We start from the raw sequence: 14,115 nt of genomic DNA on the forward strand, positions 1-14,115 counted from the left end.
ATTTTATGCAAGAGTTATCGTAGGGTATCGTCAGTTGCGGCGCTTGCCCAGCATTGCCGCGAAGGTGCCGTGGAATTGACGCCTTTGAGGATCAGTGTCGCAAGTGTATCGCAAAAATTCGAGGATATTGATGCAGCAAGTCCTGTCGCTCTTCCAAGGTGAAAGCCTCGCAGCGCGCGTACTGCGCTCGGCCTCGTGGCTGATGATGGGCTATGGCGGCAGTCAGGCCCTGCGGCTGGCGGCCAATCTGGTGATGACGCGCCTGCTGTTTCCTGAAGCGTTCGGCCTGATGGCGCTGGTCAGTGTTGTGATCACCGGGCTGGCGCTGTTCTCGGACATGGGGATCGGGCCGTCGATCGCGCAGAGCAAACGCGGTGACGATCCGGATTTCCTCGACACGGCCTGGAGCGTTCAGGTGGTGCGCGGTTTCGCGCTCTGGGGGCTGACGCTGCTCTTGGCCTGGCCGGTGTCGCAATTTTACGATGCGCCCGAACTGCTGTGGTATCTGCCGATTGCCGGGATCGCGTTGGTGATCAACGGCTTTGATCCGATCCGTGTCGAGACCGCGCATCGGCATCTTCTGGTCGGGCGACTGACGGCGCTGGAGCTGCTCAGCCAAGCCATTGGTATCGGCGCCATGGTCCTCTTGGCCTGGTGGACACAATCGGTTCTAGCGCTGGTACTTGGCAGTGTTCTGCAGGCGGCAGCGTTTCTGCTTGCGGTGCATCTGGGACTGCCCGGACGACGCAGCCAGTTTCGTTGGGAGGCCAAGGCGCTGAAGGAGTTGCTGCATTTTGGCAAATGGATCTTTCTGTCCACCGCCTTCTGGTTTCTGACGTCTCAGGGGGATCGGGCCATTCTGGGCAAATTTGTCCCGCTGGATGTCCTGGGCATCTATAATATCGGTTTTTTCCTGGCGAGTTTCCCGATGGCACTGGGGCATGCAGTGAACCAGCGGCTGATGATTCCGGTCTATCGCGACAAGCCTGCACATGTCGCACCTGAATACCGTCGAAAACAACGACAGCTACGGGCCGGCCTCAGCGCGATGATCCTGACTATTCTGCTGTCGATGGCCTGGCTTGGCCCATGGCTTGTCGATCTGCTCTATGATGCGCGCTATGCCTATGCCGGTCCTATGGTGGTGCTGATTGCGCTGGCGATGGTGCCTGCGGTCATCACCATGACCTATGATCAGGCCGCCCTGGCTGCTGGGGACAGCCGATCATTCTTTTTCTTTACCGCCGCGCGGGCGATGGCGCAGACCGGGCTGTTTCTGGCCGGGGTGATCCTGTTTGGCCTAACCGGCGGGATTGCCGCACTCGCGCTGGCGATGGTGCTGGCCTATCCGGTGATGATCTGGCTGGCGACCAAACATCATGTCTGGGACCCGCTGCATGACCTGTTGTTCACCGGTCTGGCAGCGGTTGTTGGACTGTCGGCGATCTGGTGGCACTGGGGACGGCTGGCAGAGATGATCAACGCGGTCGGTTGACGCCTGCCATCTGCCGACCTTGCGTGGCTGAGCTCAACCGCTTGGCTCGGTCCCTGACCGTCGCCGCCCGCCAAAAGCCATGCGCAGCCGCGCAAAGAAGCCGCGGCGTTTGGAAGAGGTGTCGAGATAGGGGATTGCGACAACAGGTGTCAGACCGGTTTCCCGCTCCATCTGTACCACGCTGCGCAAAACCGGACGCCGCAGTTCCAACAGAAACGCAATGCCCAACGCCAATCCGATACTGGCAACACCGCCCATCAGGGCCTTTTTCTTACGCCCGCCTGTGGCAGGGTAATCTGGCAGCGGTGCAGATTCGATCACCGTCAGGCGCTCTGACTGGCGTGACGCTTCCAGACGGAAGCCGACCTCTGCCTCGGTGCGGCGCTGGGAGATCAGTTCCAGTTCAGTCTGCAGCTGACCCATCCGGCGCTCATAAACCCCCAACTGGCGTTCCACCTCCGGCGTGGTTTCCAGCGAACGCTCCAGAGCGCTGCGACGGTTCAGCAGCAAATCCCGCTGAGCATCAAGCGTGGCCAATTTCTCCTCAAAAACTTCGAGCATCCGCTGTGCGGTTGCCTGACGCTGGTTCGAGGTGGTCTGATCCGCCTGTCTGCGCAATTCGATCTGCTCACGCTCGATCTCCAGCAGGCCGGTGTTCAGGGTCGAAATCTCTTCCCGTCGCATCTCAATCCCGCCGGGCAATGCAACATTATTGGCATTGCGATAAGCGGTGATTTCATTCTCCAGCTCAGCCACTTCGCTGATGAGGGCGGTTTCCTTCTCCACGAAGAAGGTCAGGGTCTCGCGCGCCTGCTCAATCCGGGATGTTTGACTGAGTTCGATCGTACGGGTGGCAAATTCGCTGGCGACCGCCTGTGCCTGCTCCGGCGTCGGCATCAGGGCGGAGATGGTCAGCACCGATATCGTGCCATCATCGGCAAACCCCTCCCGCGCGGCGGCCACCCCGGTGAGCGATACGGATTCCCGCAACAAGGCCACCTTCTCCGATGGGACCAGACCCGGCAGGTCCTTATAGAGGCCGAATTTTTCGATGATATCCAGAACCGACCCCCGGGCCATCAGGCGCTGTTCGATCAGCTGTAAGCGACGTGCGGACGACCCATCGACGGTGGATTTGGCCAACTCATCAGCGATCTTTGGCCGGGTGATCTGCAGGACTGCCGAGCTTTCGTAGAAATGCTGCTGCTTGGCCGCCACCCATAACGACACCATAGCGCCAAGGAGGATGACCCAGAAGATCACCGACGCGCGCCGACGCAGCATGTCCAATATGTCATCCAGAGTGCGGATCGGTCCCATGTCTCGGCTCGTCGTTGGTTACGGTTAGGTGAATGTCAGATTGCAGGGCGGCACCGGGGCCTGTGGCGGCATCTACTGGCCATATTGCAGCAGGCCAGCGCCGCGCGCCCGGTTCAGGCTGACGCCAAGCAGCTGGGTCTGGCCGTCGATCAGCTTCTCACAGGCGGCAAGATGTTTGGCAGTGGTGCGGGTGCCGTCGGCGATCAGCAGAACCCCGTCCACCTGCGGCAGGAAGGCCGCGGCATCATCATGTTCGAGGACCGGCGGTAGATCGAACAATGCGACATCGGCGCCGGTGCTTAGCACCATGTCATCGATCACACTGGCGCAGCGCCCGTCATGGAGGATTTCAGCAGCGTTGCGATCTGGCGCCGCCGTCAGCCCGACCGCAAGCGAGGCGGCTGGCCGGATCAGGTGTTCAGGCAGCGTCAGCTCCCCGGCCAAAAATCCCGGCATGTCCCCTGATGGCGGCAGTTTCAGCGCTGCCGCAACACCAGGTCGACGGAAATTCAAATCCATCAACACAGTGCGAGTGCCGGGAACCCGCGCCATGCTGAGTGCAAGGTTGACGGCGGAAAACGTTGCACCGCAGCCCGCTGTCGGCGCTGCGATAGCCACGCGTTTCCAGCCCTGAACCTTCAGACTGTGCAGCAACCGCGTGCGCAGGAGATCAAAGGCATTTGCAGTTGGTGAGTTGCGGAAGAAATTGACCAGCGGAGAGCGCGCGACCTGATGCCCGCGGATATCCAGTGGCACCCGGTGGAGCCGTTCCCAGACTTCAGGCAGGGGCGCCGGCAGGCGCGGTGGCTGGGGGTCAGTCTCCGCAAGCCCCTCAATCGGTTGTCTCCTGCCAGTTTTTGGGCGGCGGGCAAAGCGGTTATGCTCCCCGTCCTGCGACAGGCGCGAGGTGGCTTTGACGGCTGAGGCCGCCATATTACGGGCGCTTGTTTCGCTGCTGTGCGAAGTCGGTGATACAGAGTCGGCCTGCCCGGACAGAGCGGAGTCATGCTCTGGTGCCGAGGTGTCGCGCCCTTTGCGGCGGCGAAATCTCTTGAAGCCTTGTTGCGTCATCGCGAAGGGATCGTCCCATTCCAGTTTCTGTGCACAGCTGCCTAGGGTCTCCGGTCCGGTCATCACATCTTTCATGAAACCCCCTCGCAGTTCTACCACGTTCGGCAGAACGCGCCTATAGCCCGGCCATCACAGTTAGCCCAGGACGGTTAATATCCCGTACCCCGCAGAACGACGCCCACGGTGCGCCAGATGAGATCGACATCAGCGCGCAGGCAGAGATCACCGTGATAGTCAGCATCAGCACGGGCTCGCACAGCAAAACCACTCTCGTTGCGAACGGAAACCTGCCACAATCCGGTAATTCCGGGCTTGAGATCGAAATAGGCGGTGGCATCACCATAGAGCGGCAGCTGATCCGGCATCATTGGGCGCGGGCCGACAAGGCTCATCTCGCCAATCAGTACGTTCCAAAGCTGCGGCAGCTCATCCAGCGAAGTTGTGCGCAAAAAGCGACCAACCGGGGTGATGCGTGGATCCTCTTTCAGTTTCTGCGTCTCATCCCATTCACGCCGCATCGCCGGATCGCTGGCCAGATGGCGTTCCAGCAGCTGTTCAGCGTTGCGAACCATGGTGCGCAGTTTCAAGATAGAGAACACCCGACCGCGCTGACCAAGACGGTCCTGCGTATAAAACGGATTGCCACCCTCGAGCCACAGCGCAAGCGCTGCCATCAGGATCAGAGGCAGGCTGATCGGCAAAGTCAGAAGCACCAAGGCAATATCCAGACAGCGCTTTCCAAAGATGGCATAGCCACTCTGCGACGTAACGCCCGCTCCCCCACCGACTGCACCAGCCACAGCATGCGACATCTTCAGAGAACCGGTTGCGCTCCGCCGTGGCGACGCTGGCGACGCCGAAAGCTCAGCGTTCATATTGGCAACACCCGTCCCAATGAGGGGGGCATCACCCACGAGAGCAACCAGACAACCGTTGCCGAGTGACGGCCAACGGGACCAATTGGCCCGACCGGTCACAGCACCGGACGGGCGTGCAGCCCCCTCTTGCACGAAATCCTTCATCTCCAACCCCAATCTGGAGCCGCCCCCGCGGCCCTTCACCTCTGCGCTGAAACAACAGCGTCTTTGCCCCCGCAAAAAGCGGGCGCACTCGCACCAATCTGAGTATCCCGACACGGCAGCGCCTCGGGTCCCAAGTCCAACAAGATCGATGGTTTTCCTCCAGCCACACCCCCATGCGGCTGGAACCTTCGTCCCAATCAGGCGGCCCTTTTAGGTCGCCATCCAAGCCGCAGTTGCGGCAATTTCTTAATAAAGCAATTTTAGACAAATCTCAGTAAAAACCGAGAGAGGGCGCTATTTGCTCAAATTTGAGTAAATCAGGGCGCCAGTTGAGAAACAATTCCTCAAAAGGATAGGAACTATCCGCACAGCCTACCCAAAAGTATAAGGAATCAGCCAAGACTCAGGGATAATTTCGAGTCAAACCAGAACACAGCCCAAAGGCGATATTAATCATACCTTTCGCGCCATAGGTTTTGTTAACCTATTTTGACACATCGGACGGGCAATTCAGCGAGCACATCTGAGGGTGTCAGGACCAGCGTTGATCATCGGCCCTAAGATTGGCAAGGAGAGCGGGAGTGCCACCGCCATCTGGTGCCGCCGTATTCCCGAAATGCCGCTGGCACCCTACCTCGCGATCAGGACCAAAGGACGAAACTATGTGCGCCGCATCTGCCGACCCATCATCCGCCTCTCCCGCCGGATACCCCGCTATCAAGTCTGCCAACTGGATCGCGGCGGATCATGCAGACGGGCGGATCATGGTCTGGCTGATGCACGAGGGGGAGGCGCGACAGCAGGTCTCCGCCCAATCAAGCGGCGAGTTGATGGCGGATGTCACTGCCGCGATCAGCGAGCTGCGCGATTGCCCTGCTGATACGCCGATCCTGCTCAGCGATGACAGTCTGCGCGGCGGCGATACCGGGACCATCACAGTGCCTGCGAAAGTGGCGGCGCGGCCCATGGGCGATGCCACGCTTGGGACGCATCCGCTACGGTTGCTCGGCGGGCTGTCACAAGCCACCCCGCCCGCAGTGATGCGCGGTGCCTGCAATCGCATTGCCGGGTTTCTCAGTCTCAACCCGGATTGGGACGGCGTGATCTGTGTCGCCGGAGCGACAACCCATTGGGCGTTAATCAGTGCAAATGAGGTGGTCAGTTTTCAAAGCTTTCTGACGCCGCAGCTTTGGCACGGCCTGGCCCCGTGCCTCGGCATCGGCGGCACGCCCGTATATGATCGCGCACAGCGCGCTGAGTTGACGGCATCTATGGACACCGTTCAATCAAAGCCGGAGGCGCTGGCGGCGCGGTTGGCGGAGCTACAAGCCACACAGGGGGCGCAAGGCAATACGGGTGCCGCCCGTTTGTGGGGACTGCTTCTTGGGGCCGAACTGTCCGCAGCGCGCCCCTATTGGCTGGGGCAGAATGTTGCCCTGATTGCGCCCGCACCGCTCGACACGCTCTATCAGGCGGCACTTGACCATCAGGGGGTGCCGGTGACGCGGACGGATGCCGACCGCATGGCCCTGGCGGGCCTTGTCAGCGCCTGGCGCGCGATGACTTCCTGACCCTGGCCCCTCCTCACTGCGGGCTCTACTCCTAGGGGAGCGGACCCGTCTGGAACAGGCGGATCTTCAACCCGCCGTGGGCCACCGGAGGGCCGAAGGGTTTGAACGGCAACTGAGTGGCCTTGGCCAATGAGGTTTCGCTGGTGACAATACCAACCCGCCAGCCTCTGAAACGGGCCATCAACGTCTCCCCAAGGGCGGCGTACAGCGCGTAGAGCAGCTTCTTGTTACCGATACGTGCGCCATAGGGCGGGTTCACGATCACCAGTCCCGGCGTCTCATTCGGACCGAGATCTGGCGGCGTCAAATCGCTGACCGCCTGCTGTGTGATCTGGACCAAATCCGCAACGCCTGCGCGCTCTGCATTGGCGGCGGCCATCTCAACAGCACCGGCGTTACGGTCTGACCCGAAGCAGCGGGCGCGGGTCGCGCGTGGTGTTTCCTGCGCCCGCAACGCCGCCCAGCCTTCGGGATCGAAGCTGGCCATCTGTTCGAAGGCAAAGCTGCGGCTGCGCCCCGGCAACAGGCCAAGCGCGATTTCCGCGGCCTCAATCACAAAGGTGCCGGAACCGCACATCGGATCCACCACGGGTTCCTGCCCGTCATAACCGCAGTCCCGCAGGAACAGGGCCGCGAGGTTCTCGCGCATCGGCGCCTTGCCCACGGCCGTCTTGTGGCCGCGCTTGTGCAACCCCTCGCCCGAAGTATCGACGCTGAAGGTGCAGAGGTTATCCTCAATCCGCAGCTTCACCGTGATGGGCGCATCGGCGCTAATCGGTGCCCCGAGCTCTTCGGTTATGGCCCGTTCGATCCGCTGGGTGGCGGCGCCGGCGTGGTAGATCTTCGACTTCTTATTGGTCGTGGTTTCAACCCGTACCGGGACATCGGGGCGGAGCACATCGGCCCAGGGAAATTTGCGCGCCCGTTTGTCCAGTTGGGCGAGGTGAAAGGCCCGGAATGATCCGATCCGCGCCAAGACCCGCGCGGCGCCGCGCAATTGCAGGTTGGCGCGCCAGACATCGTGCCAGTCCCCCTCAAAAGTGACGCCGCCGGGCACGGTTTTTGCATCTGCAAACCCGGCCTCCGCCGCTTCGCGCTGGAGGGTCTGCTCCATCCCCGGCGGGGCGGTCAGGAAAATTTCGAATGTATCGTTTGTGTCCATGGCCTCTCCTTAACGGTAAAAACCATTGTCAGCGACGTCAAAGTGTACCCGCTTCCCTGCCCGCCCCAGCCGCCAGCGACCACCCGCAACTTGGTTCGGATCCCGCACATTGGGATTCCTGCCGCATTTGCCGCAACGCAGCACGGGCAATCCCTGCGAGGCGATTGAAGAACTCACCCTAAAGGAGAATTCATTGTACTTTAAAATCATATCGTTACGTCAAACTAAAAAATTAGTTTGACAAGGCAGACCCCGGTGTGGAACCTGTTTGTCAGCCGGGTGCAACGAGGCATCTCTGGCCACAATAAATCACTAGGGAGGAGAAAGATGCGTAAGTATCTTTTGTCCGCAGCCGCGGTTATTGCCGTGGTCGCGGGACAGGCAGCCTATGCCGATGAGGCCGCTGCCAAGAAATGGATCGACGAAGAATTCCAGCCCTCGGTTCTGACCAAGGACGAACAGCTGTCGGAAATGCAGTGGTTCATCAAAGCGTCCGAACCGTTCTCGGGTATGGAAATCAACGTCCTGTCTGAAGGCATTCCGACGCATAGCTATGAGTCCGAAGTTCTGACCAAGGCATTTGAGGAAATCACCGGCATCAAGGTGAACCATCAGATCCTCGGCGAGGGCGAAGTGGTTCAGGCTGTGCAGACCCAGATGCAGACCAAGCGGAACCTCTATGACGCCTATGTCAACGATTCCGACCTGATCGGCACCCACTCGCGTCTGCAGCTGGCGTATAACCTGACCGACATGATGGAAGGTGATTTCTTTGACGTCACCAACCCAGAACTCGATCTGGGCGACTTCATGGGCACGCAGTTCACAACCGGTCCCGATGGCGACCTGTATCAGCTGCCAGACCAGCAGTTTGCGAACCTCTACTGGTTCCGCAAGGACTGGTTTGACCGCGAAGACCTGCAGGCCGCGTTCAAGGAAAAATACGGCTACGATCTGGGTGTTCCGGTCAACTGGTCCGCATATGAAGACATCGCCGAATTCTTCTCGAACGACGTGAAGGAAATCGACGGGACCACAATCTTTGGTCACATGGACTACGGTAAGCGCGCGCCTGACCTTGGCTGGCGTATGACCGATGCCTGGCTGTCGATGGCCGGTGCCGGTTCGAAAGGTGAGCCGAACGGTGTGCCGATCGACGAATGGGGCATCCGCATGGAAGCGGATTCCTGTAACCCTGCCGGTGCAAGCGTGACCCGCGGTGGTGCTGCCAACGGTCCGGCTGCGGTCTATGCGATCCGCAAGTGGGATGAATGGCTGCGCAAATTCGCCCCTCCGGGTGCCGCATCCTATGACTTCTACCAGTCGCTGCCCGCCCTGGCACAAGGCAACGTTGCTCAGCAGATCTTCTGGTACACTGCGTTCACCGCCGATATGGTGAAGCCGCAATCCGAAGGCAACAACACTGTTGACGGCGAGGGCAACCCGCTGTGGCGGATGGCGCCCAGCCCGCATGGTCCCTACTGGGAAGAAGGCCAGAAGGTTGGCTATCAGGACGTTGGATCCTGGACCTTCCTGAAATCCACCCCGGTGGATCGCGCCAAAGCGGCCTGGCTCTATGCCCAGTTTGTTGTGTCCAAGACCGTCGACGTGAAAAAATCCCACGTTGGTCTGACCTTCATTCGGGACTCCTCCGTGAACCACGAGAGCTTCACCGAGCGCGCACCCAAGCTGGGTGGTCTGGTCGAATTCTACCGTTCGCCCGACCGCGTTGCATGGTCCCCGACCGGCGTGAACGTGCCTGACTATCCGAAGCTGGCCCAGATCTGGTGGCAGCAGATTGGTGACGTCAACTCCGGCGCCTTCACTCCGCAGGAAGCCATGGACCGTCTGGCCGAAGAAATGGACATCACCATGGCCCGTATGCAGCGTGCAGACGAGCAGGCAAGTGTCTACGGTGGCTGCGGCCCGCGTCTGAACGAAGAGAAAGACGCCGAGTGGTGGTATGCCAACGGTGGCGCCAAGCCGAAACTGGAGAACGAGAAGCCTCAGGGTCAGACCGTCAACTATGACGAGCTGGTTGCCCGCTGGGCGTCTGAGTAACCCCTCCTCCCCGTGGGGAGCGTGCGGATCTATCCGCTGCGCTCCCTACTTTCGCCCCGGAGCTTGGCTGGCCCGCTCCGGGGCACCCCCTTCCCCTAAAAATGATCGCGCATGCCGCGCGCAACAGGCCGTCCGCCGGAAAGTCAAAGCAAGATGGCACTCGAACTCATAAATGTGACCAAACGCGTCGGCGCCCAGCTGCATATCAAGGAAACCTCCCTTGTGCTGGAACCGGGTCACTTCAACGTCCTTCTGGGCGCCACCGGGTCTGGCAAGACCTCTCTCATCAAGATGATGGCCGGCCTCGACCCGATTGCCAGCGGACAGGTGGTGATGGATGGCCAGGACGTGACCGCGCTCAGCACCCAAAAACGCAACATCAGCCTGGTGCATCAGTTCTTCATCAACTACCCCCATATGACTGTCTACGAAAACATCGCCTCGCCGCTAAAAGTGGCTGGAATGGCGAAGTCCGAGATTGAAGGCCGGGTCGAAGAAGCCGCCGATATCCTGCAGCTGCGCCCGATGCTGCATCGCCGCCCGCATGAATTGTCCGGTGGTCAGCAGCAGCGAACCGCGCTGGCCCGTGCGATTGCAAAGGAAAGCCGTGCAGTTTTTCTGGATGAGCCGCTGGCGAACCTGGACTACAAACTGCGCGAGGAACTGCGTGATCAGCTGCCTGAGCTATTCGCCGGGCGTGGCGCCGTAGTGGTTTATGCAACCTCCGAACCGGAAGAAGCGCTGCTGCTAGGGGGCAAAACCGCCCTGATGCAGGATGGGCGCGTAACCCAGTTTGGCACCACCGCTGATATCTATCGCAATCCCGACAATGTAGCAGCGGCCCGCGTGTTCTCTGATCCGCCGATCAACACAGCCCCCATCGTGAAACAGGGCAGCACTGCGCGCCTTGGCCCGGATGTCAGCTGGTCCCTGACCGGCGCAGCGGCAGATCTTGCGGATGGGCCCTACACGATTGCGATCAGGCCCTACCACGTGCTGCCGGTGGCGACACCGCTTACCACGGTGCAGCTGTCTGGTCAGGTGCAGGTGACGGAGCTGTCGGGGTCCGAAAGCAGCGCCCATTTCGACATGGGGCTGGATATGGACCACGGCAGCTGGGTTTCCCTTTCGGCAGGCGTTCACCCCTACGAAGTGGGTGAGCAGCATGACTTCTATATGGATCCGTCGGCGGCATATGTGTTTGCCCCTGATGGCTCCCGCGTGGCGTGAGGCGCAAATGGCTAAGATTACACTCTCAAAACTGCGGCACAGCTATATGCCGACCCCGTCAAGCGCGTCCGACTACGCCCTGAAGGAAATCGATCTGGACTGGACCGACGGTGGTGCCTATGCGCTGCTTGGTCCGTCCGGCTGTGGAAAATCCACGCTACTGAACATCATCTCCGGCCTTTTGGTGCCATCCGAAGGACAGATCCTGTTTGACGGCAAGGATGTCACCAAGCTGCCACCAGATCAGCGCAACATTGCGCAGGTGTTCCAGTTCCCGGTGATTTACGACACGATGACCGTTTACGATAACTTGGCCTTTCCGCTGCGCAACCGCGGTCGGGACGAGGCCACGGTCAAAGAGCGCGTGATGGCCATTGCCGAAATGCTGGAAGTGACCGATCTCTTGACGATGCGGGCCGCGGGCCTGTCACCGGATAACAAGCAAAAGATCTCCATGGGTCGCGGACTGGTCCGTGAGGATGTGAATGTGGTGATGTTCGACGAACCGCTCACTGTGATCGACCCACATCTAAAGTGGAAGTTGCGCTCAAAGCTGAAAGAACTCCATCAGCGCGTGAAGGCCACGATGATTTACGTGACCCACGACCAGACAGAGGCGCTGACCTTTGCCGATCAGGTTGTGGTGATGCAGCTGGGCGAAGTGGTTCAGATCGGTACGCCGGTTGAACTGTTCGAACGCCCCGCACATACGTTTGTTGGCCATTTCATCGGCTCGCCGGGTATGAACGTGCTGCCTTGCGACCTGCGCGCCGGTCAGCCCTATATCGGCGCCCATCCTGTCGCACTGGAAGGCCCGATTAAAGGGGACGCCGCAGGCAAGACCGAGGTCGGCATCCGGCCAGAGTTTGTTTCCCTCACTAACAGCGGCCTGCCCGCAACCGTGACCAAGGTTTCGGATGTTGGCCGCCACACAGTTGTGGAATGCGAAGCCGAAGGTCAGCGGATCAACGCTGTGGTCGAAGGCGCAGGCCCAGCCAAGGGTGCGGCCGTCCACCTGTCCTTCCGTCAGGATCAGACCCGGCTCTATGTCGATGGCTGGATCGCGACAGAAGCTGCCCAATCTGCCACCGAGACCAAGACTGAGACCGAGGAGCAGGCATAATGAAAACCGAAAACCAAAAGGCGTGGTTCTTTGTCCTGCCTGTCCTTCTGCTCGTTGCCTTCAACGCGCTGATCCCGATGATGACCGTCGTCAACTACTCCGTTCAGGAGACATTCGGCGACAACGTCTTTTTCTGGCAGGGACTGGACTGGTTCCAGCAGATCCTGAGGTCGGACCGGTTCCATGCGGCGCTTGGCCGTCAGTTCATGTTCACCTTCCTGATCCTGATCATCGAAATCCCGCTGGGCATCGCCATTGCGCTGTCGATGCCGCGCAAGGGGTTCTGGGTGCCGGTGTGCCTGGTGCTGATGGCGCTGCCGATGCTGATCCCATGGAATGTGGTCGGTGCGATGTGGAACATCTTCACACTGCCCGACATCGGCCTGCTGGGCTACTTCCTGAACCACACGCTGGGCATCAACTATGACATGACACAGGATCCGATTGCGGCCTGGGTGACCATCATCACTATGGATGTCTGGCACTGGACCTCGCTGGTGGTACTGCTGAGCTATGCCGGTCTTGTGTCGATCCCCGACGCATATTACCAGGCGGCCAAGATCGACGGCGCCTCCAATTGGGCTGTCTTCCGTTTCATTCAGCTGCCGAAGATGAAAACCGTTCTGACCATCGCGATCCTGTTGCGGTTTATGGACAGTTTCAACATCTACACCGAGCCGTTTGTCCTGACCGGCGGTGGCCCCGGCAACTCCACCACGCTCCTGTCGATTGATCTGGTGAAAATCGCCCTTGGCCAGTTCGACCTCGGTCCAGCGGCCGCGATGAGCCTCATCTACTTTGCAATTACGCTTCTGGTCAGCTGGCTGTTTTACACCGTCATGACCAAAGACGATCAAAACTAAAGGAGGATACTTCGATGCAAAAACGTACCATCGTCCCCATCGTTTATATCCTGTTCCTCATGCTGCCGATCTATTGGCTGGTCGCGATGAGCTTCAAGACGACGAATGAAATCCTGTCCGGCTTCTCGCTGTTTCCGCAGACCTTCACGCTGGAAAACTATGCCACGATCTTCACCGATCCGAGCTGGTACTGGGGCTACATCAACTCGATCATCTATGTGTCGATCAATACGGTGATCTCTGTCGCTGTTGCCCTACCTGCGGCCTATGCGTTCTCGCGTTACCGCTTTCTGGGCGACAAGCAGCTGTTCTTCTGGCTGCTGACCAACCGGATGGCGCCGGCTGCGGTGTTCGCGCTGCCGTTCTTCCAGCTTTATTCCGCTGTCGGCCTGTTCGACACCCATCTCGCGGTAGCTCTGGCGCATTGCCTGTTCAACATTCCGCTGGCAGTCTGGATCCTGGAAGGGTTCATGGGTGGCATCCCCAAGGAACTGGACGAAACCGCCTATGTGGACGGCTATTCCTTCCCCCGCTTCTTTGCCACGATCTTCATTCCGTCGATCAAGGCAGGCGTCGGTGTGGCAGCGTTCTTCTGCTTCATGTTCTCCTGGGTGGAGCTGCTGCTGGCCAAGACATTGACCGCCGTTGCCGCAAAACCCATTGCGGCCACCATGACCAAGACCGCCTCAAGCGCTGGCTATGAGCTGGGCCTGCTGGCGGCTGCCGGTACACTGACAATCATTCCGGGCGCGATCGTGATCTATTTCGTCCGCAACTACATCGCAAAAGGCTTTGCGATGGGGAGGGTATAATGCTGAGTTGGATGGCCTGGACCTGGCCCACGGCACTGGTCTTTATCGGGATCTTTTCGGCCATCGGCCTGCTGATCGTTTTGGAAGTCCGCAGTCCCGGTGGTGACACCCGCAAAGGTGTGCTGGGACTGGTCACTACCCGCGGTGACCGGCTGTTCATCAGCCTGCTGGGCACCTCCTACATTTTCCTGGCCTGGCTGGGACTGGTGGGAATGCCGCTGTGGTGGCCGCTGGGCCTGTCGATTGCTTGGTTCGCCTTCACGTTCTGGAAAGTGTGAAACTGAACAGAAGGGGCCCTGTCTGCAGGGCCCCTTGTCACATACCGTTCTGCCTGACACCTGCGGCCTGGGTGCTGAACTTCTAAAAAAATAGTTTTCAAATGCAC

12 protein-coding genes are annotated in these 14,115 nt (G+C 59.8%); 8 read left to right on the plus strand and 4 right to left on the minus strand.

Going from position 1 to position 14,115, the window contains the following annotated elements; translation table 11 throughout:
* The first annotated feature begins 130 nt into the window (after positions 1–130).
* Positions 131–1,495 carry an oligosaccharide flippase family protein gene (locus tag INHI_RS0113515; protein WP_014879180.1) on the plus strand — a complete coding sequence of 455 codons (1,365 nt, stop codon included), beginning with the start codon at positions 131–133 and terminating at the stop codon, positions 1,493–1,495.
* 33 nt (positions 1,496–1,528) lie between these two features.
* Here INHI_RS0113515 and INHI_RS0113520 read toward each other — a convergent pair whose 3' ends face one another.
* The 3 genes from INHI_RS0113520 to INHI_RS0113530 all read right to left on the minus strand — a co-directional run bounded on the left by INHI_RS0113520 (position 1,529) and on the right by INHI_RS0113530 (position 4,761).
* Positions 1,529–2,815, minus strand: a complete 1,287-nt coding sequence (locus INHI_RS0113520) for a GumC family protein (protein WP_027247987.1) — start codon at positions 2,813–2,815, stop codon at positions 1,529–1,531.
* Positions 2,816–2,887: 72 nt separating this feature from the next.
* On the minus strand, positions 2,888–3,961 hold the full coding sequence (locus tag INHI_RS0113525) for a CpsD/CapB family tyrosine-protein kinase (RefSeq protein ID WP_027247988.1): 1,074 nt from the start codon (positions 3,959–3,961) through the stop codon (positions 2,888–2,890).
* Positions 3,962–4,035: 74 nt separating this feature from the next.
* On the minus strand, positions 4,036–4,761 hold the full coding sequence (locus INHI_RS0113530; RefSeq protein ID WP_027247989.1) for a sugar transferase: 726 nt from the start codon (positions 4,759–4,761) through the stop codon (positions 4,036–4,038).
* Between the two features lie 809 nt (positions 4,762–5,570).
* Between INHI_RS0113530 and INHI_RS0113535 the strand changes: the two genes are divergently transcribed.
* Complete coding sequence (locus tag INHI_RS0113535; RefSeq protein WP_036767087.1) at positions 5,571–6,479, plus strand: 2-dehydro-3-deoxygalactonokinase; 909 nt, start codon at positions 5,571–5,573, stop codon at positions 6,477–6,479.
* A 31-nt stretch (positions 6,480–6,510) separates the two neighbouring features.
* Here the strand turns inward: INHI_RS0113535 and INHI_RS0113540 are convergent, their stop codons facing one another.
* A complete protein-coding gene (locus INHI_RS0113540; protein ID WP_027247991.1) occupies positions 6,511–7,641 on the minus strand; it encodes a THUMP domain-containing class I SAM-dependent RNA methyltransferase in 1,131 nt (376 codons plus the stop codon).
* A gap of 327 nt (positions 7,642–7,968) precedes the next feature.
* Between INHI_RS0113540 and INHI_RS0113545 the strand changes: the two genes are divergently transcribed.
* The 6 genes from INHI_RS0113545 to INHI_RS0113570 all read left to right on the plus strand — a co-directional run bounded on the left by INHI_RS0113545 (position 7,969) and on the right by INHI_RS0113570 (position 14,008).
* Entirely contained in the window at positions 7,969–9,702 is a 1,734-nt protein-coding gene (locus tag INHI_RS0113545; protein WP_027247992.1) for an ABC transporter substrate-binding protein, read from the plus strand.
* Between the two features lie 153 nt (positions 9,703–9,855).
* Positions 9,856–10,932, plus strand: a complete 1,077-nt coding sequence (locus tag INHI_RS0113550) for an ABC transporter ATP-binding protein (RefSeq protein ID WP_027247993.1) — start codon at positions 9,856–9,858, stop codon at positions 10,930–10,932.
* A 7-nt stretch (positions 10,933–10,939) separates the two neighbouring features.
* Complete coding sequence (locus tag INHI_RS0113555) at positions 10,940–12,055, plus strand: ABC transporter ATP-binding protein (RefSeq protein WP_014873618.1); 1,116 nt, start codon at positions 10,940–10,942, stop codon at positions 12,053–12,055.
* Entirely contained in the window at positions 12,055–12,918 is an 864-nt protein-coding gene (locus INHI_RS0113560; RefSeq protein ID WP_014873617.1) for a carbohydrate ABC transporter permease, read from the plus strand. The genes INHI_RS0113555 and INHI_RS0113560 overlap by 1 nt, the downstream gene beginning before the upstream one ends.
* A gap of 14 nt (positions 12,919–12,932) precedes the next feature.
* Entirely contained in the window at positions 12,933–13,730 is a 798-nt protein-coding gene (locus tag INHI_RS0113565) for a carbohydrate ABC transporter permease (RefSeq protein WP_008561997.1), read from the plus strand.
* Complete coding sequence (locus tag INHI_RS0113570) at positions 13,730–14,008, plus strand: DUF2160 domain-containing protein (protein WP_027247994.1); 279 nt, start codon at positions 13,730–13,732, stop codon at positions 14,006–14,008. The genes INHI_RS0113565 and INHI_RS0113570 overlap by 1 nt, the downstream gene beginning before the upstream one ends.
* Positions 14,009–14,115: the final 107 nt, after the last annotated feature.

It is taken from the genome of Phaeobacter inhibens DSM 16374 (assembly GCF_000473105.1).
Lineage (GTDB): Bacteria > Pseudomonadota > Alphaproteobacteria > Rhodobacterales > Rhodobacteraceae > Phaeobacter > Phaeobacter inhibens.

Bases quoted from the DNA above. Each gene is read 5' to 3' on its own strand.
- INHI_RS0113525 (WP_027247988.1), bottom strand. From the start codon at position 3,961: ATGAAAGATGTGATGACCGGACCGGAGACCCTAGGCAGCTGTGCACAG.
- INHI_RS0113530 (WP_027247989.1), bottom strand. From the start codon at position 4,761: ATGAACGCTGAGCTTTCGGCGTCGCCAGCGTCGCCACGGCGGAGCGCA.
- INHI_RS0113555 (WP_014873618.1), top strand. From the start codon at position 10,940: ATGGCTAAGATTACACTCTCAAAACTGCGGCACAGCTATATGCCGACC.
- INHI_RS0113535 (WP_036767087.1), top strand. From the start codon at position 5,571: ATGTGCGCCGCATCTGCCGACCCATCATCCGCCTCTCCCGCCGGATAC.
- INHI_RS0113570 (WP_027247994.1), top strand. From the start codon at position 13,730: ATGCTGAGTTGGATGGCCTGGACCTGGCCCACGGCACTGGTCTTTATC.
- INHI_RS0113540 (WP_027247991.1), bottom strand. From the start codon at position 7,641: ATGGACACAAACGATACATTCGAAATTTTCCTGACCGCCCCGCCGGGG.
- INHI_RS0113550 (WP_027247993.1), top strand. From the start codon at position 9,856: ATGGCACTCGAACTCATAAATGTGACCAAACGCGTCGGCGCCCAGCTG.
- INHI_RS0113515 (WP_014879180.1), top strand. From the start codon at position 131: ATGCAGCAAGTCCTGTCGCTCTTCCAAGGTGAAAGCCTCGCAGCGCGC.
- INHI_RS0113520 (WP_027247987.1), bottom strand. From the start codon at position 2,815: ATGGGACCGATCCGCACTCTGGATGACATATTGGACATGCTGCGTCGG.
- INHI_RS0113565 (WP_008561997.1), top strand. From the start codon at position 12,933: ATGCAAAAACGTACCATCGTCCCCATCGTTTATATCCTGTTCCTCATG.
- INHI_RS0113560 (WP_014873617.1), top strand. From the start codon at position 12,055: ATGAAAACCGAAAACCAAAAGGCGTGGTTCTTTGTCCTGCCTGTCCTT.
- INHI_RS0113545 (WP_027247992.1), top strand. From the start codon at position 7,969: ATGCGTAAGTATCTTTTGTCCGCAGCCGCGGTTATTGCCGTGGTCGCG.